The sequence below is a fragment of the Acinetobacter sp. H1(2024) genome (genome assembly GCF_046557555.1).
In the GTDB taxonomy this organism is placed as follows: Bacteria; Pseudomonadota; Gammaproteobacteria; order Pseudomonadales; family Moraxellaceae; genus Acinetobacter; species Acinetobacter seifertii.
The window spans coordinates 503693-525206 of sequence record NZ_JBKGFO010000001.1; the positions used below are offsets into that span (position 1 = coordinate 503693).

Here is a 21514-nt window from a genome sequence, read left to right on the forward strand (position 1 = left end):
GAATATAAATTAGAAATATATGACCTAACTTAGAATTACTCTGGCAAACAAATATTCAAAATACCATCTAACTCATCGAGTGAATGATAATGAATAACAAGCTTACCTTTACCTTTCTGGTTATGATCAATTTTAACATTGGCACCAAATCGCTCAGATAATTTTTGCGTTAATTGCTCAATGTCTGGAGCAACAGGAGTTTTTTCTTTTTCCTGTTTAGGCTCATTCCAATCGCGCACTAACTGTTCAGTCTGACGAACAGATAATCCTTTTTCGATAACAATTTTGGCAACTTCAAGCTGCTCTTTGCCTTTTAAAGTCAAAATGGCACGAGCATGCCCCATATCAAGCTGGCCCTGTTGCATAAACTCTTTAATATCATCAGCCAAGCTTAATAAACGCAGTAAATTACTTACCGTTGTTCTTGCTTTACCGACAGTATCAGCGATTTCCTGATGACTTAAACCAAACTCATCATGAAAACGTTGCAGTGCTAAGGCTTGATCAATAGGGTTTAAATCTTGACGCTGAATGTTTTCAATCAGCGCTAAAGCAATGGCAACTTGGTCATTTAAATCACGAACAATTGCAGGAATTTCAGTTAAACCGGCAATTTGTGCAGCACGCCAACGACGCTCACCTGCAATAATTTCGTAAGGATGAGCTTCATCATCTACAGGTCGGATAACGATTGGCTGCATTACCCCATGCTTTTCAATAGATGATGCTAACTCTTGCAAATCATGTTCATGAATAAAACGACGTGGCTGATATTCACCACGTTTCAACAAATTCACATCAATTTGCTTTAATTGACCATGATCAAGCGCTTGAGCTTCTAGTTGTAATTTTTCTTTTTGAATTGAACCAAGTAATGCATCTAAACCACGTCCTTTCGCCAATCCGCGTTTTTTGATGCTCATACTTTACTTCCTTTCTTCACTTTATTTTTCTTTAACATCTCAGCTGCAAGATTTAAGTATGCAACTGCACCTTTAGAACTTTTCTCAAAATAGATAACTGGTAAACCATGTGCAGGCGCTTCTGCCAATCGAACGTTACGCGGAATCACAGTATCGTAGAGTTTTTTACCAAAAAACTGCTCTAACTCAGCTGACACATCACGTGTCAAAGCATTACGTGCATCATACATAGTACGTAAGACACCAATGATTTCTAAATCAGGATTTAAAGCTTTTTGAATACGATCGATAGTTTGAGTTAAATCTGCCAAACCTTCTAATGCGTAGTACTCACATTGCATAGGAATGATTACACTATCTACCGCCGCTAACGCATTCACAGTAATTAAACTTAAGCTAGGTGCACAGTCAACAATAATGTAATCAAATGAATTTCTGATTTCATTTAGTGCATTCTTTAAAATGAATTCGCGTCCTTCTTGTTCCGCAATTGCCAGCTCAACGCCTGAAAGCTCACGGTTTGCGCCTAAAACTTTATATCCAACCTCTGCCTTTTGAATTGCTGTTTCGATTGGAACTTCACCCAATAAAACATCAGTAATTGAATAAAGCAGATCATTCTTTTGAATTCCAGACCCCATCGTTGCATTACCTTGCGAATCTATATCGACAAGTAACACACGTTTTTTCAATACAGCTAGTGACGCTGCAAGATTTACTGCAGTCGTTGTTTTACCAACACCACCTTTTTGGTTTGCAATCGCAATAATTTGAGCCATGGTAACCCTAATACTTTTTATTTAAATTCGTTGAAGTAAAAGTAAATGACGTTGTTCATCAAGTCTTGGTACATGCAGTTCAATCACTTTACATGAAAACTCCTGCTTAAGCTCTTCCATTTCTTCAAATGGAATGAGTCCTTTCATTGCAGCAATTATACTCTGCTCATGTAAATATGGACGTGCAGCATCAACAAAATCAGTTAGTGATGCAAATGCACGACTTGTAATCACATCGAACTGACCAAGCTCATCAATTGTTTCTTGATTTTCAACACGTGTTTGCACAGCTACTACGTTTTTAAGCTTAAGGTCAGCAATAAACTGTTTCAAAAAGCGAATTTTCTTACCATTTGAATCAAGCAATACACAAGAACGTTCCGGCTGACATAAAGCAATGATCATGCCTGGCATGCCACCACCTGTACCTACATCTAGCAAGCGCCCTGCTGGCAAGTCTTTCAAAATACTTAGGCTATCTAACAAATGCTTCACTAACATTTCTTTCGGATCACGAATCGCTGTTAGATTATAAGCTTTGTTCCAAAGTACCAAAGCATCTTGATACTTTAACAATAACGCCAAAGCTTCATCACTAAGCGATAAAGCTAATTTTTGACTACCCTGTTGTAACTCTTGAAAAAACGGATGCATAAACAGATAACATCTAAGTAAAATTTAAAACAAAGTATACCCATTTATGCATCGTGGAACACTATTTAACGATTAGGGATTACGCAGTTAATCGTAGAAGCCTTCACGAATTTGCAAATCTAGCTCCATTAAACGCTCAGGCGTCCCTACATCTACCCATGCACCTTTAAGCTTTTCAGCGGATACCTTTTGATTTTGCATTGATTGCTTCAATAGTGGAGCTAAAGGACGTTTACCAGGTTCCAATCCATCAAAAAGCTTAGGATGGATAACAGATATACCACTAAAAGTAAGGTTCTCACCCTTCACATCTTGATCGAATGCAAAAGCGCGCCCATCCAATAATGTAAAGTCGCCTTCAGGATGTTGTTTAGGATTATCAACCAATACAAGGTGTGCTAAATCGTCATTTAGCTTAACATCGCGCAGAGCTTCAAAATCCATAGTGGTCCAAACATCACCATTCACTAGAATAAAAGGATCCGTTCCAAGTAGTGGCAAAGCATTAATAATGCCGCCAGCTGTTTCAAGGCCTTCTTCTTCTCGTGTCCAACGGATGTCCACACCAAATTGAGAACCATCGCCTAAACTACTAATCAGCTTATCAGCCAACCACGCAGAATTGATGACTATTTCAGTCACACCAGTTTTTTTGAGTTTCTCAATATGCCACACAATAAGTGGCTTACCGCCTACCTCAAGCAGAGGCTTTGGCGTATATAGCGTGAGTGGACGCATACGATTACCCAAACCAGCAGCAAGAATCATTGCTTTCATTATGCTGCTACCTCATAGCTTCCATATTTCTCGATAAACTTAGGCATCACAATGTTATTTACAAATGACATGAACTCTTCAAGCTCAGCGTAACCAAGACTTTCCTCAAGTAAATACCACATCACTCGCGGTAAATCTTTTAGGTATCCAGACTTGCCATCTCGCTCAAACAAGCGGACAAAAATACCCAAAATTTTGATATGGCGTTGAATTGCCATTAAATCAGCATCACGTTTAAATTGCTCAAAACTTCGGTTTTGTTTAGCAGAGACTGGTAAAAGCTCATAGAAAACTTTAAACCAATGATAAACACGTTCGGCATTCCACTGAACATATGCATCGCGCGTAATAGAGATCAAATCATATGTATCAGCTCCAATAACCGCATCTTGGAAATCGATTACACCCAATTCGTCTTCGCTTGCAATCTTCATTAAATTACGGCTATGAAAATCGCGATGTACAATAACCTGAGGTTGAGCTAGTGCTGATTGAGCCAAAAAATCAAAAGCATTATCAATAATTTTCTTTTGATCAGCTGTTGGATGAATCCCAAGTGATGGCAACATCCAGTCTGTCAATAAGTGCATTTCTGACATTAACTTTTCATAAGAATAAGCTGGAAAATTGTCAGTGCCATTAATCGATTGCAAATGAACGAGCTGCTTAAAGCTTTGTTCATAATACTGATCTACTGTCTCATCATTTAATAATGTAGATAACAGTACATCCCCAAAGTCTTCTAACAAAAGAAAACCTTGAGTAAGATCCTTTGCAATAATTTGGGGTACCCGAACTCCATTACCCGCAAAAAATTCGTCAATCGTCACAAACGGAACACAGTCTTCTTTTTCAGGAGGCGCATCCATAAGCATATATGTTTTATTTTGTAACTGAATGCGAGCATAACGGCGGAAACTCGCATCACCTGCTAAAAAAGCGATCTGAAATTGATCATTTTCAAGAACAGATGTAAGCCATGTATGTATCAATTGTTCACGTTGTGTATTCATTTGCAATAAAATCTAAAACAAGCTGAGATTTTTGAAGGGTTAAGTGTAGCCACTTATAAACTTTTTCTCTATGATGCGACAATAATTAATTGTGAATTAGCATACTTGGTTAATGAGACAATGAAGCATCAGTTTAAATTTAATCCTTTAGCGACCGCTATTTTTACGCTCTTATGTAGTGGCTCCATACAATCAAGTTATGCTGAGTCAGCTGATGTTGTCTCCAACATAGACAATAATCAACTTAAGGCGAGTATTAAGGAAGCCTATCCAGGACAGGAATTCTTTCAACAATATTATGTTGATAAATCTGTACCTGAGGCGCAGTTGCGCAATAATAAATATTTGAGTTCGGCATTTTGTCAAGGAACTTGGATTACCCCTATTAATCCTGAAACCAAAGCGTTAGATGCAGATAAAACCAGTTCGGTCGTTACGGCCGATTATGGTCATTACAACCCTGCTGGCGACTCGGTGTTAGAAGGAAATGTGGTAATTGATCAAGAAGGTCGCACGGTTCGTGCCGACAAAGTGACCATTGATAAAACTCAAACATTTGCACATGCAAAAGGCCGAGTACAGTTGGCTCAAGGTGGCTTACTCTCTCAAAGTGACGAAATTGATTACAATTTAAAGACTCAGACTGGTAATTTAGACAATAGTTTTTATATTGCCGAACAACAACATGCCCATGGTCATGCTGGAAAAATCGAAAAAACCTCTCCAAATGTGATGGTTCTTAACGATGCAACATATACCACTTGCCCTCCAGGTCAAAAACCTGCATGGAAGATCCAAGCCAATAAAATTGAGCTAAATCAGGAAACCGGTCGCGGTGTTACGCGTGGAACAAAAATCTATGTTAAAGATGTTCCTGTTATTGCCGTTCCATATTTCAACTTTCCAATTGATGACCGCCGAACTACGGGCATTCTCAATCCCCAGTTTGGCTTCTCAAACGATGGTGGTGTTGAGCTTTCTGTACCTGTTTATTTAAATCTTGCACCTAATTATGATGCAACCGTGACTCCACGTTACTTAGCAGACCGTGGTGCAATGCTTCAAGGCTCGTTTAGATACTTAACTGACGGCTTCGGTTCTGGTCAAATATGGGGCGGTATACTTCCATCTGATAAAAAATACGATGATCAAGATCGTAAAAACTTTAACTTCCTTCATAACTGGGATATTAACGATCAGTGGTCAACCAATCTTGAATATCGTTATGCATCGGATAAAGATTATTTTGCTGATTTAGATAACAGCCCAAACTCTAAAACCGATGTAAATTTACGTAGAGCTTGGGAACTTAACTATCAGCACGGTATTCCTGGCTTAAAAGCGCAGCTTAAAGTTGAAGACTTCCAAACACTAGATCCAACAATTTTGGATGCAAATAAACCTTATGCACGTTTACCACAGTTTTTATTAAATTATGTCACTGGTAACCCACAAGGATTACAATACGAATTTAATAACGATACGGCATACTTTAAAAAATCAATTAATGACGGTTCTGCTCAGGAAAGTAGTGGTACGCGTATTTATAACCAGTTCGCAACACGTTATAACTATCGAACACCATCAGCCTTTGTTATTCCTGAAGTTTCTGTACGTTCTGTCCAAACATTCTATGATAAAGATACTCAATTAAATAACCCTGGTGGATCGGAAAATAAATCAGTCGTTGTACCTCAGTTTACTTTGGACAGTGGTTTAACTTTTGAACGCGAAGGTAAATACCTACAAACGATCACCCCTCGTGCATTTTATGCGTATGCGCCTTACAAGAACCAAGACGGTTATCCAAACTTCGACTCAACTTCAGCATCGGTTAATTACGATCAACTCTTTAACCCATACCGCTTCTATGGTCATGACCGCCTTGAAGACAACAACTTCTTATCACTAGGTGTAAGTTATAGTCTTTTTGACACGGTAGGTTTAGAACGTTTGCGTGCAAGTGTAGGACAAAGTTATTACTTTGAAGATCGCCGCGTTACTTTAAACGAACAAGATGAGATTGATACCGAACGTAATACTGGTCCTGTTGTAAGCTTAACGAGCCAGCTTAACCAAAATTTTACGATTGCAGCCAATTCAGCATGGATGTCAAATGGTGATAACGCCCAGAGAGACTTCCAAGTTTACTATACAGGCGACAAAGGCAACCTTTACAACTTAGGTTACTTCTATCGCAAAGACATTCCTGGTCGTCAAGATACTTACGATCAAGTTGTTGCATCGTTTATACAACCAATTAAAGACAATTGGCGTATTATGGGCCACGTACAATATGACATCGATAATGATGTTGCCCGTGAAATTTTACTCGGTGTTAACTACGAATCATGCTGTTGGGGTATCTCAGTCTATGGTCGATCTTACTATAACGATCTAGATGATCCGAAAGCTTCGAATGTTAGTGAAAAACGTGCGATCATGGCTGAAATTACCCTCAAAGGTTTAGGCGGTTTAAACAATAAACTTGCATCTTTACTCGAAAATCGCGTGTTAGGTTTTAACAAAATTAATCAATCTTGGACACAACGTTAATGAAGACAAAGCATCTTAAACAGTTTTTTAAAGCAACAACCCTTGCTGTATTAATATCTTCATCAATGCATAGTTTTGCCCAACCCGCGGATGAAGTTGTGGCAATTGTGGACAATAGCGTAATTTTAAAAAGTGATCTTGAACAAGGAATGGCTGAAGCCACCCATGAATTGCAAGCGCAAAAAAAAGAAGTACCACCTCAACAATACCTACAGTTTCAGGTTTTAGATCAACTTATCTTACGTCAAGCTCAACTTGAACAAGTAAAACGTTATGGCATTAAGCCTGATGAGAAAAGTCTAAATGAAGCAGTACTTAAAGTAGCAAATCAATCTGGTAGCAAAAGCTTAGAAGCATTTCAACAAAAGTTAGATGCTATTGCACCAGGTACTTATGAAAATTTACGTGGCCGTATTGGTGAAGATTTAGCAATCAATCGCTTACGCCAACAACAAGTAATGTCTCGCATTAAAATTAGCGATCAAGATGTAGACAATTTCTTAAAGTCACCTCAGGGACAAGCAGCTCTTGGCAATCAAGTACATGTGATTCACATACGAATTTCTGGGGACAACCCTCAAGAAGTTCAGAGTGTAGCCAAAGAAGTTCGTTCGAAGCTTGCTCAAAGTAATGACTTAAATGCACTCAAAAAGCTTTCAACGACAAGTGCGAAAGTTGAAGGTGCAGATATGGGATTCCGCCCTCTTTCTGACATTCCAGCTGAACTTGCTGCGCGCATTACTCCGCTACAAGAAGGTCAAACAACTGATCTAATCTCTGTACGTGATGGCGTACATGTTCTAAAACTTTTAGAACGTAAGCAAAATGAACAAAAAGCTTTAGTAACACAGTATCAAACTCGCCATATTCTTATTCAACCGTCTGAAGTCGTTAGTCCTGAAAATGCGAAACAAATTATTGATAGCATTTACAAGCGATTAAAAGCAGGACAAGATTTTGCTACACTTGCAGCAACTTATTCAAACGATACAGGTTCAGCACGTGATGGCGGTAGTTTAGGCTGGGTTACACCAGGTATGATGGTTCCTGAGTTTGATAAAAAAATGCAGGAAATTCCTGTAGGTCAAATTAGTGAACCTTTCCAAACTCAATTTGGCTGGCATATCCTACAAGTAACAGACAAACGCGAAAAAGATATGACTCATGAATATCAAGAGCGTATGGCACGTCAAATTCTAGGTGAGCGTCAATTCAACACCGAAGTTGATAGCTGGTTACGTGAAGTACGTGCTAATGCCTATGTAGAAATTAAAGATCCTAGCCTCGACAAGAAAAACTTACCAAAGTAAGTTCTTCTCGCCGCTATTAAAACCTGTGTTTATCACAGGTTTTTTTATGAATAAAAATCCAGCTAATAAAAAAACCGGTTATTTACATAACCGGTTTCTACAAATCAAACCCTAACGGGAATTATTTATAACGATCAACCATTTTCTCTAAAGAAATTGGGCGGATCTTATCAGCATTACCAGCTGTACCAAACGCTTCATAACGATCAATACAAATTTGCTTCATTGAATCTATAGTTTTAGCAAAGTATTTACGTGGATCAAATTCAGCTGGGTTCTCAGCCATAAACTGACGAATTGCACCAGTAGATGCTAAACGTAAGTCTGTATCAATATTGATCTTACGCACACCATGTTTAATTGCTTCTACAAGCTGTTCAACAGGCACACCATAAGTCTCTTTAATATCACCACCGAATTCATTGATCACTTTCAACCATTCTTGTGGTACAGAGCTTGAACCGTGCATAACAAGGTGAGTATTTGGTAATGCCGCATGAATTTCTTTAATACGGTCAATTGCCAATATATCGCCTGTAGGTGGACGAGTAAACTTATAAGCACCATGTGAAGTACCTACAGCAATCGCCAATGCATCTACATTGGTATCAGCAACAAACTGAGTCGCTTCCTCAACAGAAGTAAGAAGTTGTGAGTGATCAAGTACGCCTTCAGCACCAACACCATCTTCTTCGCCAGCCATACCAGTTTCAAGGCTACCTAAACAGCCAATCTCACCTTCAACAGAAACACCACATGCATGTGCTAAAGCAACAACATTACGAGTTACATCAACGTTGTATTCGTAAGATGTAGGTGTTTTACCATCTGTACCTAATGAACCGTCCATCATCACAGAGCTAAAGCCAAGCTGAATTGAACGTTGACAGATCTCAGGACTTGTACCATGGTCTTGGTGCATTACCACTGGAATGTGCGGCCATTCTTCAATTGCAGCCAAAATAAGATGGCGCAAGAATGGAGCGCCTGCATATTTGCGAGCTCCAGCTGATGCCTGAACAATCACAGGTGAATTGGTTGCATCCGCGGCAAGCATAATTGCACGCATTTGTTCTAAGTTATTTACGTTAAATGCTGGTACGCCGTAGTTATGTTCTGCAGCGTGATCCAAGAGCTGGCGCATTGAAATGAGTGCCATAATATCCTCCCAGGTAGTGCGGCTTATTCTACCTTGTCATTTATTTCAATTCAGCAACAAATCACAGTATTTCAAAAAAAATCCCTGCATTTGCAGGGACTTTTTAACAAAATACAACAAATTAATGAGTTTCTGAAGCAGCCGGCTCGCTAGACGCGCCACCTTCAACCACATCGGTATTCTTTTCATCTAAAACTGGCTTATCAAGCGAATCAATTGTAGCTTGCTGTTCAGGAGTTACTTTATCAGCAACTGCTGTAGAAGCAGCATCTTGTCCTGCTTTAGAAGACTCTTCTTTTTTGCCACAAGCAGTCAACATCACTGGAACAATTAACAAAGCAGCTAAGGTAAGTTTTAAATTCATCACTATTTTCCACAATTGGTGATTTAGTGTTCATTATTTTATTTCAGAAATATGACAATTTAATGACTTATCCATGAAAAAAGGGGTTGAACCCAACCCCTTCTTATTTTTACATATATCTATTATGCACGTTCTAATAATACTGCAACTGCTGGCAAAGTTTTACCTTCAACGAACTCAAGGAATGCGCCACCACCAGTTGAAATATAGCCAATTTGGCCAGCAACATTATATTTATCGATCGCAGCAAGTGTATCACCACCGCCAGCAATCGAGAATGCATCAGATTCAGCAACAGCAAGAGAAAGTGCTTTAGTACCTTCGCCGAATTGATCAACTTCAAATACACCAACAGGGCCATTCCAAAGAATCGTTTTAGAAGTAGTCAAAATTTCTGCAAAAGCTTTAGCTGTTTCAGGACCAACATCTAAAATCATATCGTTTGATGTTACATCTTCAACTTTCTTAACAACAGCTTCCGCTGCCGCTAAAGAACCCAAGAAATCTTCAAAATTAATTTGAGATGCATCAGCAACAACAACATCTGTAGGAAGCGGAACACTTACTTTAGCAGCAATTTGTTTTGCAGTTTCAACCAAGTCAGCTTCGTATAAAGATTTACCAACGTTGTAACCTGCTGCCGCTAAGAAGGTGTTTGCGATACCCCCACCAACAATAAGTTGATCACAAATAGTAGACAATGAGTTTAAAACATCAAGTTTTGTTGAAACTTTAGAACCAGCAACAATAGCAACCATTGGTTTTTCAGGTGTTTGCATTGCACGACCAAGTGCATCTAATTCAGCAGCTAATAATGGGCCAGCAGCTGCAACAGGAGCAAAACGCGCAACACCTTCTGTAGAAGCTTCCGCACGGTGAGCAGTACCAAATGCATCCATAACAAATACATCACATAGAGCAGCATACTTTTGTGCAAGTTCAGGATTGTTCTTCTTTTCACCCACATTAAAACGAACATTTTCAAGCAAAACTACTTGTCCAGCCTGAACCTCTACACCATCAAGATAGTCAGTAAATAATTTAACTTCTTGGCCTAATGCTTCAGTTAAATATGCTGCAACTGGTGCAAGTGATTGTTCTGGCTTTGGCTCACCTTCAACAGGACGACCTAAATGCGAAAATACCATTACAGCAGCGCCTTTTTCTAAAGCAGCTTTTATTGTTGGAAGTGCTGCACGTAAACGAGCATCGCTGGTAATCACGCCATTTTTAACAGGAACGTTTAAATCTTCACGAATAAGTACACGTTTATCTGCTAAGTTAAGGTCAGTCATACGCTGAAAATTCATGTAAAGCTCTCTTTATGATTTTAAAAACGCGCCAATTTTAAATGATTACATCAAAAAAGGTTAGTTTTTTTGCATAAAAGCTGTAGAAAGCCAAAGTTTTGATTATGATAGAGGTAGTAATCTAATATTTCATCCATTATGTCTATTCATCCAGATCCACAAATCAATCGTTTAAATGTTTTAGGTGAACCTTTAGCAAGCTGTTGTTTTGATCCTATTACTGGTTATTTTCGAAATGGTTTTTGTCATACAGCGGTAACAGATCTTGGGCAACACACTGTATGTGCCCAAATGACTTCAGAGTTTTTAAATTTTTCACAAAAAATTGGAAATGATCTTATCACCCCTCTGCCTGAGGCAGGCTTCCCGGGTTTACAGCCTGGCGACTTCTGGTGCATCTGTGTAACTCGCTGGGTTGAAGCTTATCAAGCTGGACAAGCACCTCCCATCAAACTCCACGCTTGTCATCAAGCAGTATTAAGCTATGTTCCTTTAGATGTGTTAATGGAATTTGCAGTTTGATGAAGCAACCCAAAATTATCTTGGCATCGAGTAGTCAAACGCGTAAGGATTTGATGAATCGTTTAAGACTCGAATATACCTGTATTAGCCCAGATATTGATGAAAGTCCTTGTGGTGAGACTCATGCCGACGATTTAGCAAAAAGATTAGCATTTGCTAAAGCACAGCTTATAGCTCAACAGAATCCTCAAGCAATTGTAATTGGATCAGATCAGGTTGCATGGCGAGAACATGCACCTCATGATTTTATTGGTAAGCCATTAAACTTTGAAAATGCCAAAGCTCAATTAACGGCCAACTCTGGTAAAACAGTCTTTTTTAGTACAGCTTTAAGTGTCCAGTGCATTGAAAAGGGTTTTGAACACACTCTCATTGATCACTATCAAGTTAAATTCCGCAATCTAACCCAGTTTGAAATCGAAAGATATATCGAGTTAGACAAACCCCTCCATTGTGCGGGAAGTTTTAAGTGTGAAAGTCTAGGTATTAGTCTATTTGAAAAAATGATAGGCCAAGATCAAACCACTTTAATGGGTTTACCCATGATTCAGCTTTGTCAGATTTTAAGACAGCTTGAACTTCAAATTCCTTAATATTTATTAGCTTCTTTATAGGTTATCTCCATGACGCAACCTTTAACCGTTTTAGGCGGCATTACTGCTGAACAATTCCTAACAGAATATTGGCAGAAAAAACCATTACTTGTACGCAATGCTATGCCTGAAATTATTGGCATGTTAGAGCCAAATGATGTAAAAGAACTTGCTGTAGAAGATCATGTCAGTGCTCGTCTTATTCGTCAAAAAGATAAGAACCCAAATGAATGGCATTTAAAATCATCACCGTTAACCAAAGGTGACTTTCAAAAACTACCAAAACTATGGACGCTTTTAGTACAAGCAGTTGATCATTACTCATTTGATTTAGCCGAGTTATGGAAGAAGTTTCCTTTCATTCCACAATGGCGTCGTGATGATATTATGGTTTCTTATGCCCCTAAAGGTGGTTCAGTCGGAAAACATTTTGACTTTTATGACGTATTCTTAGTTCAGGGCCATGGTCACCGTCGTTGGCAACTCGGACAAATGTGTGATGAAACTACTCAATTTGTACCTAATCAACCTTTAAAGCTTTTATCTGAAATCGATGTTCATTTTGACGAAGTTTTGGCTCCTGGAGACCTTTTATATGTTCCACCTGGATTATCTCACTATGGTGTTGCAGAAGATGAGTGTTTAACCTACTCATTTGGTTTTCGCATGCCTAATATTTCAGGCATGATCGATAGAATTAGCGATCAATTTGCTACCGATGAATTACTACAAAACCCAGTTGTAGATATTGCTCGGAAGAATATTTCTCAAGTTGGTGAAATCAATCCAGAAGAATTAGCTTATTTAAGAGATTTGGTTTTAGCTCAGTTGCAAAACTCATCAGTGCTTGATGCTGCTATTATGGCCTACATGACTGAGCCTAAATATCCAGACAATATTCCAGAACCTGATGAAATTGAAATTGAAGATTTAAATGCTATTTTGTCAGAAGGCTATGAATTATTGCTAGAACCTGCTTCTCGCCTGCTTTATAAAGAACAAAATGGTGTTTTAAAGTTTTGGGGTAATGGAGAAGATTTACCAATTGTGGAATCTTTTGCCACTCAACTTAAAGCTATAGCTGACGGAAAAAGCATTCCTTTCAATAGCGAACTAAGCAGTTCAGATATTTTAGAGAATATTGTTCAATTATTAAATGATTCAATTATCATGCTTCTACCTCCTGCGGAATAATATTAGCTAATCATCACGAAAGGAGAAATTTATAAATTTCTCCTTTTTTCTTTTATAAATACATGTTTAAATATACCATTCTTTAAACCCATGTTTATGGTTATTCGTTTATGGTATAAATCAATCTTGCTAAGTGAAAAAATGATCTATTACAGACTTTGTAAAATATAGAAATTTTTTTTAATAAATATAAAATTTATATTTAGAGCATTTGGCTTTATATCTTTTATTGTTTTCAAAAAACGTATTTTTTTCTATCAATAACAATCAATACAATGTAAAATTGCGCGTTCGTGCTTTTTATTTATGCATTCCACCATTTAGGCTAAGAGCAAAATATTTGTGTGAGGCTATCAAAACATGTCAAAAAAAGATGACATCATTACCACTGCTTTAAGACTTTTTAACTCATATAGTTATAATTCTATAGGAGTAGATCGTATCATCAGTGAGTCTGGTGTAGCAAAAATGACATTTTATAAATACTTTCCTTCAAAAGAGAAACTTATTGAAGAGTGTTTATTGTTGAGAAACTCACTTTTGCAAAATTCTCTTACTGCTGCTATTTCCCAAGAAGATGAAAACAATCCATTAGCTCGTATTAAAGCAATATTTTTATGGTATTCAAATTGGTTTAATAGTGATGATTTTAATGGGTGTATGTTTCAAAAAGCCCTAGAAGAAGTATTAAAACAGTACCCTTCTACTCACCAACCTGCAACCTTATATAAAATATGGTTGACCCAGCTAATGCAAGACCTTCTTATTGAACTTAAAATTGAAGAGTCCCGCCCTTTAGCTTTACTTCTAGTCAATATTTTAGAAGGTATGACCATTCAAGCTCAAGTTGAACATGGTTCAGTAAAAATTTATGACTACTGGAAACGTGTGGAGAGATTAATTGAGTTTGAAAAAACTGCACATTAAAAAATAAAGCGTGATATTATTCTTCTTATGTTGTTGAATCTTCTTCTTATTCATCACGCTGCGTCTGAAAGTCATTCTAGTTTAGAGTTAGACTTCTTTTTGGAATAAGATTCCAAACCAGAATATACAGACCTGTCTGTACACGATCCATTATATCTTTAAAAAGTAAAAACTCAATCTTTTTTTATCGACTTTTTTGACATAAATCAGAATTAACTATTGATCCGAGTTAAAACATGGATTGTTTACTTTGACTTTGTTTCATTTATACTTAACAATTACGCTTCTCACACAACGCAACACTTTTGACACAAAACAACTACAAATTCTTGTTTTACCTTAATAATGCTATATATTTATCAATTACACTTATAAACCTTTTCAACAAAAACAATTGGATTGATTAGTTTTGCTACATTCATTTCTGCAAGATCAATCTATACTATGCCGGCCATATTGATATAGGTATAAAGTATGAAAGATGGACTCCAAATTGAAGAAATGAAAAATGCGGCCGATTCTGTCGTAGGAACATTAAAGTCTTTAGCTAACACTGACCGTTTATTAATTTTATGTCACTTAGCTCATGAGGAGTTGAATGTCTCTCAGATTGAAGACAAAACACAAATTACCCAGCCCACCCTTTCACAACAATTGATGATGTTACGTAAAAGTGATGTTGTTTCAACCCGTCGTGATGGCAAACAAATTTTCTACTCTATAAAGGATGATAAGATGCATTCAATTTTAAATATGCTTTATCAGTTATATTGCATAAAGTAACTGATCTGCACTTATAAAATTATAATAATATTAATGTATTTCCTGAAATATGCGATTTTTCAACTTGGTAGCGGGTGTAGTTGTTCCAGCAAAGAGGATTGAAAATTCGCGTAGTTTTTCTAGTATTCAAATCTATTGAAAACAAAAATAATCTCTTCTATTTCTTTTTACATCTTTTATCTTCAACCATTCATTTACTAAATAACCAAGTCTACATAATTGGTTTATTGATTGTAATGTAAGCAAAACATCTTTCTTGGCACTTTAATAATATTATTTTAATATTTTAAAAACATATACTTAATATTACCACAGCTTATAAACCCGATTAGTTGCTATAAAAAAGCTTAAGATTCCGATCACTTAAGTATAAAATACTCCGCTTGTTCAACCTTTAGCCACGAATAGGTTAATAAGGCCTTTATATGCTTGAATTCTTTTCTCGATTAAGCTTAGTCACCAAAATTATTATTGCGATTGTTTTAGGGATAGGCGTTGCACTATTATTTCCAAACGTTACACCCTATCTAAGCTTGTTTGGTGAACTGTTCATTAAAGCATTGAAATCAGTTGCTCCTATTTTAGTTTTTGTATTGGTTCTTTCTTCTATTGCCAACTTCCAAGTAGGTCATAGTGCAAATTTACGTCCAGTCTTATTACTTTATGTTGTGGGCATGCTATTAGCTGCTTTTAGTGCGGTAATTGCTAGCTTGTCTTTTCCAAGTACCTTATTTCTCAACACTGTTTCACATAACAACCTACAAGCGCCAGGTAGCCTCGCTGATATATTAAAAAACTTGCTTTTAAGTTTTATTGCAAACCCAGTACAAGCGATTAGCGAAGCAAACTTTATTGGTATTCTTGCATGGGCAATTGGTCTCGGTTTGGCAATGCGCCACAGCTCAGATACCACTAAGCAAGTGATGCATGATGTTTCACATGCAGTGAGCGCGATTATCCATAAAGTGATTGCATTTGCTCCGGTGGGTATTTTTGGTTTAGTGGCAGTAACTTTTGCTGATGCTGGTTTAGCAACGCTTGAGAGCTATGCACAATTATTAGCTGTTCTACTGGGAACAATGCTTTTTGTTGCTCTTGTAGTTAATCCAATTTTAGTAGGTTTAACAATTCGTGGTAACCCATACCCACTCGTTTTTAAATGCTTAAAAGAAAGTGGTATTACGGCATTCTTTACACGTAGTTCAGCAGCTAACATTCCGGTTAACCTCGATTTAGCTGAGCGTTTAGGCGTTAACCCATCTACTGCAAGTGTTTCTATTCCTTTAGGTGCAACTGTTAACATGGCTGGTGCAGCTGTGACCATCACGGTACTCACGTTAGCAACTGTACATACATTAGGAATTCATGTTGATTTAGCAACCATGATTATTTTATCAGTAGTCGCTACAGTTTCAGCATGTGGAGCATCTGGTGTTGCAGGCGGTTCACTACTTTTAATTCCTGTAGCTTGTAGTTTATTTGGTATTTCATCAGAAATTGCAATGCAAGTTGTTGCGGTAGGTATGATTATTAGTGTATTACAAGATTCAACGGAAACGGCTCTTAACTCATCTACTGATGTTTTATTTACAGCCGCAGTTGATATTCGCTCCAAACAAAACTCTTAGAGAACATGCCATTTCAACGTTTACCAAACTGGTTCCAAATTGGTGCCTTCTTACTGGCAATAAATGCCGGAATGATTAATGTATTAGGGCTAATCACCCTTTTACATCAGTCAGTTTCGCATATGACAGGTAATGTCAGTATGCTAGCGATGAGTTTGGTAAACTGGCAATTTGAACACATCATATATTTAGTACTTGTTATACTGTGTTATGTATGTGGATCATTTTATAGTGGCTTTATTTTAGGTAACAGTCATTTTAAATTAGGCCGTCGATATGGCCTTCCTTTAAGCTTAGTTGCTCTCTTTATTTTTCTCTGTTGGCTATTACTCCCTTATTTTCCCAAATATGGATTATTATGGGCTTGTGTCGCCATGGGATTACAAAATGCCATGGTCAGCCATTATAAAGGGACCATTATCAGAACCACTCATTTATCAGGTGTTTTGACAGACCTTGGTCTTGCTCTTGGTTACATGGCACGTGGTTTAAAAGTTGAAAACCGTCGTATAATTTTGCATCTACTTATTTTTTCAGGTTTTCTGTTTGGTGGTATAATTGCTGCTTTAGTTCACCCCTACTTGAAATTGCAAGCATTTTTGCTTCCAGCAATTTTGAGTTTAACTCTCAGTATCTCGTATTGGGTTGTTTATTTTCACAGTTCTTCTTCAAATTCGGATTAAGTCATGGTTAAAAATGCCTTACAAGCTCAGTTACTCAAAGCTGGTTTAGTTGATAATAAAAAAGCGAAAAAGCTAACCAAACAAGCTCAACACGAGCAACGTACAGGCCAAAGTAATGAGGCAGAAATTAAGGCAAATATTGAAAAAGCTCAAAAAGAGAAACTAGCAAAAGATCAAGCTCTAAATTTAGAAAAACAGCAACAACTTGAAGAAAAAGCATTGAAAGCTTCAATCATTCAAATGATTAAGCAACACAAAATTTCTGATTTTGCTGGCGATGTCGCTTATCAATTTATTGATGAAAATAAAGTTAAAAAAGTCTACCTATCTCAGCAAGTCTATAATGCCCTTGTAACAGGAAGCTTAGTGATTGCTAAAGATCAAGATCAGTATGCTTACCTTCCAAAGGCTTTAGCTGAAAAGATTGATCAAAAGATGCAAGGCTTTATTTTGATTAACAATGCAGAGAAAAATGAACAAACCACCGACGAAGAAGATCCATACGCAGCGTATGTTATTCCAGATGACTTAATGTGGTAATTTTCTCAAGCCTTTATCAATTATGCGATAAAGGCTTATACTTTTTAAATTAATTATTAATATTTTATCAATTATTAAAAAAAACTATAAAAATTACATTCAGGTCAAATTCATTCACCACTTCATCTATTATTATCGATATAATGAATAAAACATTTTTGTCTTTACCATGCCTTTTAGGCTTTTCCCGATTCCAAATTTATGTCTTGTCTAAATCATGTCAGTTTTAGCCAAAGATATAAAACATAAACTTTAATGTGTTTTCACACATATCCGAAAGATCAATATCTTTGTCGAGCTTGATCTAACTGACTTATTGCAAAATTAAATTGCGGAATTTTAATAAACTAGCTGATGTATAAAGGTAGTCATTCATGCTGAAGTGGTTTGAAAAACTTGTCGATCCTTATCCAACCAAAGGTCTGGATGAGCCCTTACCAACACGCTTTTTCCCATTTGTTTGGCAAGCTACTGAAGGCGTACGTCCATACTTACTGCTTCTTGTTATCTGTACAGCAGGTGCAGCGACATTTGAAGCATTACTCTTTTCAAAAATTGGACAACTTGTAGATTGGTTAAGTAAAAGTCAACCTGAAAGTTTTTTAAGCCAACATGCTTCAAATATCCTTATTTTAATAAGTGTCTTATTTGCTAATATTTTATTTGTTAATATTCAATCCATTATAAAACATCAGATTTTATATAGCACTTTTCCAATGCGCTTACGTTGGCGCTTTCACAATCTTTTATTAAAACAAAGCCTAGATTTTTTCCATAATGATTTTGCAGGTCGCCTTTCAGCAAAGGTTATGCAAACAGCTTTAGCTATCCGCGAATTCTGGATTATTCTGGGCGATATGTTGGCTTACGTCAGCATTTACTTTATTACTGTTAGTATTGTTCTTGGTGCAATTTCACCGACTTTACTTATTCCACTTATGGTTTGGTTGGGCTTATTTTTATTAAGTGCTTGGTTCTTTATTCCGCGTTTAAGCAAAGTGTCACAACAACAAGCCGATGCACGTGCCGTAATGACTGGCCGCGTAACTGACGCCTATACAAATATTCAAACAGTTAAACTATTTGCCCATGCAGGCCGTGAAAGCCAATACGCAAAAGCCTCAATGAAAGAGTTTATGACAACGGTCTATGCGCAAATGCGTTTAGGTACTCTTTTTGAAGTTAGTATTAATATGCTTTCTGCTGTTTTATTTGTAGGCGTGATTGGTACCGCAGTTTGGTTATGGACTCAAGGTTTAGCGGCTTTAGGTGTTATTGCTGCAACTACAGCCATGATTTTAAAACTTAATAGTATGGCTGAGTTTATGATGTGGCATATGTCCGCGTTATTTGAAAATGTTGGAACCATTCAAGATGGTATGCAAACACTCGGCAAAAAAATCAATATCCAAGACAAACCAGAAGCAAAACCACTTGCAGTAAAACAAGGTGAAATCGTATTTAAAGATGTCACTTTTGCCTACAATAATAAAAATGTTATCGATCACTTTAATCTACATATTAAAGCAGGTGAAAAGATCGGTATTGTTGGGCGCTCAGGTGCAGGTAAGTCTACTCTCATCCAATTACTTTTACACTTCTATCATCTTAAAGAAGGTGCAATTTTAATTGATGGACAAAATATTGAAGATGTTACACAAGATAGTTTGAGAGCGAATATTGCTTTAGTTACTCAAGACACATCCCTATTACATCGCTCAGTTGCCGAGAACATTAAATATGGTCGTCCAGATGCAACTGATCACGATATGCAAAGTGCGGTTCATAAAGCTAAAGCAGCCGAGTTTATTCCCCAGCTTGTAGACCTAAAAGGTCGTTCTGGTTATGAAGCGCAAGTTGGTGAACGTGGTGTCAAACTCTCAGGCGGTCAAAGACAACGTATCGCTATTGCACGTGTTTTCCTAAAAGATGCACCAATTTTAATATTAGATGAAGCAACAAGTGCACTAGACTCTGAAGTTGAAGCAGCCATTCAGTCTAGTTTAAATGACCTGATGGTTGATAAAACGGTTATTGCAATTGCTCACCGTTTGTCTACCATTGCTCAAATGGACCGTTTAATTGTTCTTGATGAAGGTAAAATTGCAGAACAAGGTACGCATGAAGAATTAATTGCCAAAAATGGTATATACGCACAATTATGGAAACGTCAAACTGGTGGCTTTCTTATTGAGCAAAAAGTAGTACAGGGTCAAGATTAATGCTTTATTTAGAAGATTTAAAAGTTGGTGATCGTTTTATTAGTCGTGAATATGAAATTACACTAGATGAAATTAAACAGTTTGCAAGCCAGTATGACCCCCAACCTTTTCATACAAATGAAGAGCTAGCTAAAGAAGACCCTATCTTTAAAGGTATTGCCGCTAGTGGGTGGCATACTTCTGCAATTACGATGCGTTTATGGACAGAGTGTATGCCAATTCATGGCGGACTGGTGGGTTCAGAGTCTAGTCTGCGGTGGCCACGTCCAACACGACCAGGTGATCGTATTCATGTTGAAGCTGAAATTTCCGCCATTACACCATCCAAAACAAAATTGGATCGTGGTATTGTAAGTTACGTTACACAAGCCTTAAATCAACATGGGGATGTTTTACTTATTTCGACGACAAAAATCGTTGTCTTTAAAAAGAATGTTTAATGAATCGTTGATATGATTGTCTAACAGTTTTTATAAACTCAAATTATATTTCATGACAAGATGTGTAAGAAATGCACGTAGAGAATTGATGAGAGCAACGGAACGCATATGAAAATTACCTCAGCTCGTCAAGATCAAGGTATTCCAGGAGTCTATGGCTTATTGCTTTTAGATGTTGTTTCACGCTGGGGATACAACGATGAGACTTTATTTGCTCCTTTTCATCTTACTAGTGAGCAATTGGCCGATCCTGAGTATCGTATTTCAACACCTGTAGCAAATGAACTGGTTAAACATGCCTTAAATCTCACTGGTGAAAGTACATTAGGTTTCCATATTGGCACCCAAATGCGCATTTCGATTCATGGATTTATTGGTTACGCAATAATGACAGCAAAGGATATTACAGAAGCGATTGCTCTTGCTGCTCGTTTTATCCAGTTACGCTTACCCTTTCTACAACTCTATTTTTCTACATTTGGCCCCAAAGCCACATTACAGTTGCAATGTGATATTGAATTAGAGCCACTTCGCACCGAAATTGTTTTAGGCTTAACGATTGGCATCATGACGATGGCAAAAGCAATGACAGGTATCGAAGATTTAGCAGGTGATGTTGATTTAGACTTTCCTGAACCAGCAGGCTTTGATAAATATAAAAGTAAATTAAGCAGCACTATTCGTTTTAATCAACCTCATTTAATTTCTAGTTTTGATAAAAAATATTTAGGTCTTAAATTAATTAATTCAGATCCAATCGCCAGTCAAATCGCCATTAATCAATGTGAAGCGGAACTATCAGCTTTAGGCGAACGTCGCCGTTTGGCAATGCGTGTCCGTGATATTCTAAGTAATTCTGAACAACATTACTTAAGCATAGAAAATGTAGCAGAATACTTACACATGTCAGATCGTACTTTAAAACGACAGTTGGCTGCTGAAGGAACATCATTTTCAACATTAGTAGATGAAGTCAGATATCGTCATGCGACTTCATTACTTTCACGTACAGATTATAGTCTTGAACAAATTGCGGATGAATTGGGTTATTCTGATGTCGCAAATTTCAGCCGTGCTTTTAAACGCTGGAGTGGCCGTAGTCCAAGCAACTGGCGTAAAGACCCCTATTTATAATGT

At 37.3% G+C, this 21514-nt stretch carries 21 protein-coding genes; 13 read left to right on the top strand and 8 right to left on the bottom strand.

Annotation, left to right across the window (positions count from 1 at the left end):
* Positions 1-35: 35 nt before the first annotated feature.
* The 5 genes from ACLCEG_RS02385 to ACLCEG_RS02405 form a co-directional block, all read right to left on the bottom strand.
* The gene (locus ACLCEG_RS02385; protein ID WP_049063485.1) at positions 36-923 is read right to left on the bottom strand and encodes a ParB/RepB/Spo0J family partition protein; all 888 of its coding nucleotides are present in this window, start codon (positions 921-923) and stop codon (positions 36-38) included.
* The gene (locus ACLCEG_RS02390; protein ID WP_410565486.1) at positions 920-1702 is read right to left on the bottom strand and encodes a ParA family protein; all 783 of its coding nucleotides are present in this window, start codon (positions 1700-1702) and stop codon (positions 920-922) included. The genes ACLCEG_RS02385 and ACLCEG_RS02390 overlap by 4 nt, the downstream gene beginning before the upstream one ends.
* A gap of 21 nt (positions 1703-1723) precedes the next feature.
* Positions 1724-2356 (bottom strand): 16S rRNA (guanine(527)-N(7))-methyltransferase RsmG, encoded by a 633-nt coding sequence (gene rsmG, locus ACLCEG_RS02395; protein WP_410565489.1) that lies wholly within the window; start codon positions 2354-2356, stop codon positions 1724-1726.
* 87 nt (positions 2357-2443) lie between these two features.
* Entirely contained in the window at positions 2444-3133 is a 690-nt protein-coding gene (gene murU, locus ACLCEG_RS02400) for an N-acetylmuramate alpha-1-phosphate uridylyltransferase MurU (RefSeq protein ID WP_410565492.1), read from the bottom strand.
* On the bottom strand, positions 3133-4146 hold the full coding sequence (locus ACLCEG_RS02405) for an aminoglycoside phosphotransferase family protein (RefSeq protein ID WP_410565495.1): 1014 nt from the start codon (positions 4144-4146) through the stop codon (positions 3133-3135). The genes murU and ACLCEG_RS02405 overlap by 1 nt, the downstream gene beginning before the upstream one ends.
* Before the next feature lie 120 nt (positions 4147-4266).
* Here ACLCEG_RS02405 and ACLCEG_RS02410 point away from each other — a divergent pair, with 120 nt between their 5' ends.
* Together ACLCEG_RS02410 and ACLCEG_RS02415 are read left to right on the top strand one after the other, a co-directional pair.
* A complete protein-coding gene (locus tag ACLCEG_RS02410; protein ID WP_410565498.1) occupies positions 4267-6702 on the top strand; it encodes an LPS-assembly protein LptD in 2436 nt (811 codons plus the stop codon).
* Positions 6702-8012: a peptidylprolyl isomerase gene (locus ACLCEG_RS02415; RefSeq protein WP_200028054.1), complete on the top strand. Its 1311-nt coding sequence runs from the start codon at positions 6702-6704 to the stop codon at positions 8010-8012. Before ACLCEG_RS02410 ends, ACLCEG_RS02415 begins: the two co-directional genes overlap by 1 nt.
* 121 nt (positions 8013-8133) lie before the next feature.
* Here ACLCEG_RS02415 and fba read toward each other — a convergent pair whose 3' ends face one another.
* The 3 genes from fba to ACLCEG_RS02430 all read right to left on the bottom strand — a co-directional run bounded on the left by fba (position 8134) and on the right by ACLCEG_RS02430 (position 10845).
* Complete coding sequence (gene fba / locus ACLCEG_RS02420; RefSeq protein WP_410565501.1) at positions 8134-9171, bottom strand: class II fructose-bisphosphate aldolase; 1038 nt, start codon at positions 9169-9171, stop codon at positions 8134-8136.
* A gap of 121 nt (positions 9172-9292) precedes the next feature.
* Positions 9293-9535 (bottom strand): hypothetical protein, encoded by a 243-nt coding sequence (locus ACLCEG_RS02425; protein WP_019458980.1) that lies wholly within the window; start codon positions 9533-9535, stop codon positions 9293-9295.
* Between the two features lie 122 nt (positions 9536-9657).
* Entirely contained in the window at positions 9658-10845 is a 1188-nt protein-coding gene (locus tag ACLCEG_RS02430; protein WP_410565504.1) for a phosphoglycerate kinase, read from the bottom strand.
* 138 nt (positions 10846-10983) lie between these two features.
* On the opposite strand from ACLCEG_RS02430, the gene ACLCEG_RS02435 reads away from it, so the two are divergent.
* The 11 genes from ACLCEG_RS02435 (at position 10984) to ACLCEG_RS02485 (ending at position 21511) form a co-directional block, all read left to right on the top strand.
* Entirely contained in the window at positions 10984-11367 is a 384-nt protein-coding gene (locus tag ACLCEG_RS02435) for a DUF2237 family protein (protein WP_004702019.1), read from the top strand.
* The gene (locus tag ACLCEG_RS02440) at positions 11367-11960 is read left to right on the top strand and encodes a Maf family protein (RefSeq protein WP_134261614.1); all 594 of its coding nucleotides are present in this window, start codon (positions 11367-11369) and stop codon (positions 11958-11960) included. The genes ACLCEG_RS02435 and ACLCEG_RS02440 overlap by 1 nt, the downstream gene beginning before the upstream one ends.
* A 30-nt stretch (positions 11961-11990) precedes the next feature.
* Complete coding sequence (locus ACLCEG_RS02445) at positions 11991-13154, top strand: cupin domain-containing protein (protein WP_191105334.1); 1164 nt, start codon at positions 11991-11993, stop codon at positions 13152-13154.
* Positions 13155-13514: 360 nt separating this feature from the next.
* A complete protein-coding gene (locus ACLCEG_RS02450) occupies positions 13515-14081 on the top strand; it encodes a TetR/AcrR family transcriptional regulator (protein WP_019458976.1) in 567 nt (188 codons plus the stop codon).
* A gap of 474 nt (positions 14082-14555) precedes the next feature.
* Positions 14556-14864, top strand: a complete 309-nt coding sequence (locus tag ACLCEG_RS02455) for an ArsR/SmtB family transcription factor (protein WP_004702027.1) — start codon at positions 14556-14558, stop codon at positions 14862-14864.
* A 425-nt stretch (positions 14865-15289) separates the two neighbouring features.
* The gene (gene sstT / locus ACLCEG_RS02460; RefSeq protein ID WP_019458975.1) at positions 15290-16492 is read left to right on the top strand and encodes a serine/threonine transporter SstT; all 1203 of its coding nucleotides are present in this window, start codon (positions 15290-15292) and stop codon (positions 16490-16492) included.
* Positions 16493-16497: 5 nt separating this feature from the next.
* Complete coding sequence (locus ACLCEG_RS02465; protein ID WP_077164029.1) at positions 16498-17175, top strand: YoaK family protein; 678 nt, start codon at positions 16498-16500, stop codon at positions 17173-17175.
* Between the two features lie 3 nt (positions 17176-17178).
* Positions 17179-17715 carry a DUF2058 domain-containing protein gene (locus tag ACLCEG_RS02470; protein WP_174736714.1) on the top strand — a complete coding sequence of 179 codons (537 nt, stop codon included), beginning with the start codon at positions 17179-17181 and terminating at the stop codon, positions 17713-17715.
* Between the two features lie 374 nt (positions 17716-18089).
* Positions 18090-19937, top strand: a complete 1848-nt coding sequence (locus ACLCEG_RS02475; RefSeq protein WP_039255223.1) for an ABC transporter ATP-binding protein — start codon at positions 18090-18092, stop codon at positions 19935-19937.
* Entirely contained in the window at positions 19937-20377 is a 441-nt protein-coding gene (locus ACLCEG_RS02480) for a MaoC family dehydratase (RefSeq protein ID WP_019458972.1), read from the top strand. The genes ACLCEG_RS02475 and ACLCEG_RS02480 overlap by 1 nt, the downstream gene beginning before the upstream one ends.
* A gap of 108 nt (positions 20378-20485) precedes the next feature.
* Entirely contained in the window at positions 20486-21511 is a 1026-nt protein-coding gene (locus tag ACLCEG_RS02485; protein ID WP_019458971.1) for an AraC family transcriptional regulator, read from the top strand.
* Positions 21512-21514: the final 3 nt, after the last annotated feature.

What these genes read in the sequence shown, in the direction of transcription:
- ACLCEG_RS02440 (WP_134261614.1), top strand. Translation starts at nt 11,367, where the DNA reads ATGAAGCAACCCAAAATTATCTTGGCATCGAGTAGTCAAACGCGTAAG.
- ACLCEG_RS02425 (WP_019458980.1), bottom strand. Translation starts at nt 9,535, where the DNA reads ATGAATTTAAAACTTACCTTAGCTGCTTTGTTAATTGTTCCAGTGATG.
- ACLCEG_RS02385 (WP_049063485.1), bottom strand. Translation starts at nt 923, where the DNA reads ATGAGCATCAAAAAACGCGGATTGGCGAAAGGACGTGGTTTAGATGCA.
- murU (WP_410565492.1), bottom strand. Translation starts at nt 3,133, where the DNA reads ATGAAAGCAATGATTCTTGCTGCTGGTTTGGGTAATCGTATGCGTCCA.
- ACLCEG_RS02405 (WP_410565495.1), bottom strand. Translation starts at nt 4,146, where the DNA reads ATGAATACACAACGTGAACAATTGATACATACATGGCTTACATCTGTT.
- ACLCEG_RS02475 (WP_039255223.1), top strand. Translation starts at nt 18,090, where the DNA reads ATGCTGAAGTGGTTTGAAAAACTTGTCGATCCTTATCCAACCAAAGGT.
- ACLCEG_RS02390 (WP_410565486.1), bottom strand. Translation starts at nt 1,702, where the DNA reads ATGGCTCAAATTATTGCGATTGCAAACCAAAAAGGTGGTGTTGGTAAA.
- ACLCEG_RS02445 (WP_191105334.1), top strand. Translation starts at nt 11,991, where the DNA reads ATGACGCAACCTTTAACCGTTTTAGGCGGCATTACTGCTGAACAATTC.
- ACLCEG_RS02430 (WP_410565504.1), bottom strand. Translation starts at nt 10,845, where the DNA reads ATGAATTTTCAGCGTATGACTGACCTTAACTTAGCAGATAAACGTGTA.
- rsmG (WP_410565489.1), bottom strand. Translation starts at nt 2,356, where the DNA reads ATGCATCCGTTTTTTCAAGAGTTACAACAGGGTAGTCAAAAATTAGCT.
- ACLCEG_RS02470 (WP_174736714.1), top strand. Translation starts at nt 17,179, where the DNA reads ATGGTTAAAAATGCCTTACAAGCTCAGTTACTCAAAGCTGGTTTAGTT.
- fba (WP_410565501.1), bottom strand. Translation starts at nt 9,171, where the DNA reads ATGGCACTCATTTCAATGCGCCAGCTCTTGGATCACGCTGCAGAACAT.
- ACLCEG_RS02465 (WP_077164029.1), top strand. Translation starts at nt 16,498, where the DNA reads ATGCCATTTCAACGTTTACCAAACTGGTTCCAAATTGGTGCCTTCTTA.
- ACLCEG_RS02410 (WP_410565498.1), top strand. Translation starts at nt 4,267, where the DNA reads ATGAAGCATCAGTTTAAATTTAATCCTTTAGCGACCGCTATTTTTACG.
- ACLCEG_RS02455 (WP_004702027.1), top strand. Translation starts at nt 14,556, where the DNA reads ATGAAAGATGGACTCCAAATTGAAGAAATGAAAAATGCGGCCGATTCT.
- ACLCEG_RS02480 (WP_019458972.1), top strand. Translation starts at nt 19,937, where the DNA reads ATGCTTTATTTAGAAGATTTAAAAGTTGGTGATCGTTTTATTAGTCGT.
- ACLCEG_RS02485 (WP_019458971.1), top strand. Translation starts at nt 20,486, where the DNA reads ATGAAAATTACCTCAGCTCGTCAAGATCAAGGTATTCCAGGAGTCTAT.
- ACLCEG_RS02415 (WP_200028054.1), top strand. Translation starts at nt 6,702, where the DNA reads ATGAAGACAAAGCATCTTAAACAGTTTTTTAAAGCAACAACCCTTGCT.
- ACLCEG_RS02435 (WP_004702019.1), top strand. Translation starts at nt 10,984, where the DNA reads ATGTCTATTCATCCAGATCCACAAATCAATCGTTTAAATGTTTTAGGT.
- sstT (WP_019458975.1), top strand. Translation starts at nt 15,290, where the DNA reads ATGCTTGAATTCTTTTCTCGATTAAGCTTAGTCACCAAAATTATTATT.
- ACLCEG_RS02450 (WP_019458976.1), top strand. Translation starts at nt 13,515, where the DNA reads ATGTCAAAAAAAGATGACATCATTACCACTGCTTTAAGACTTTTTAAC.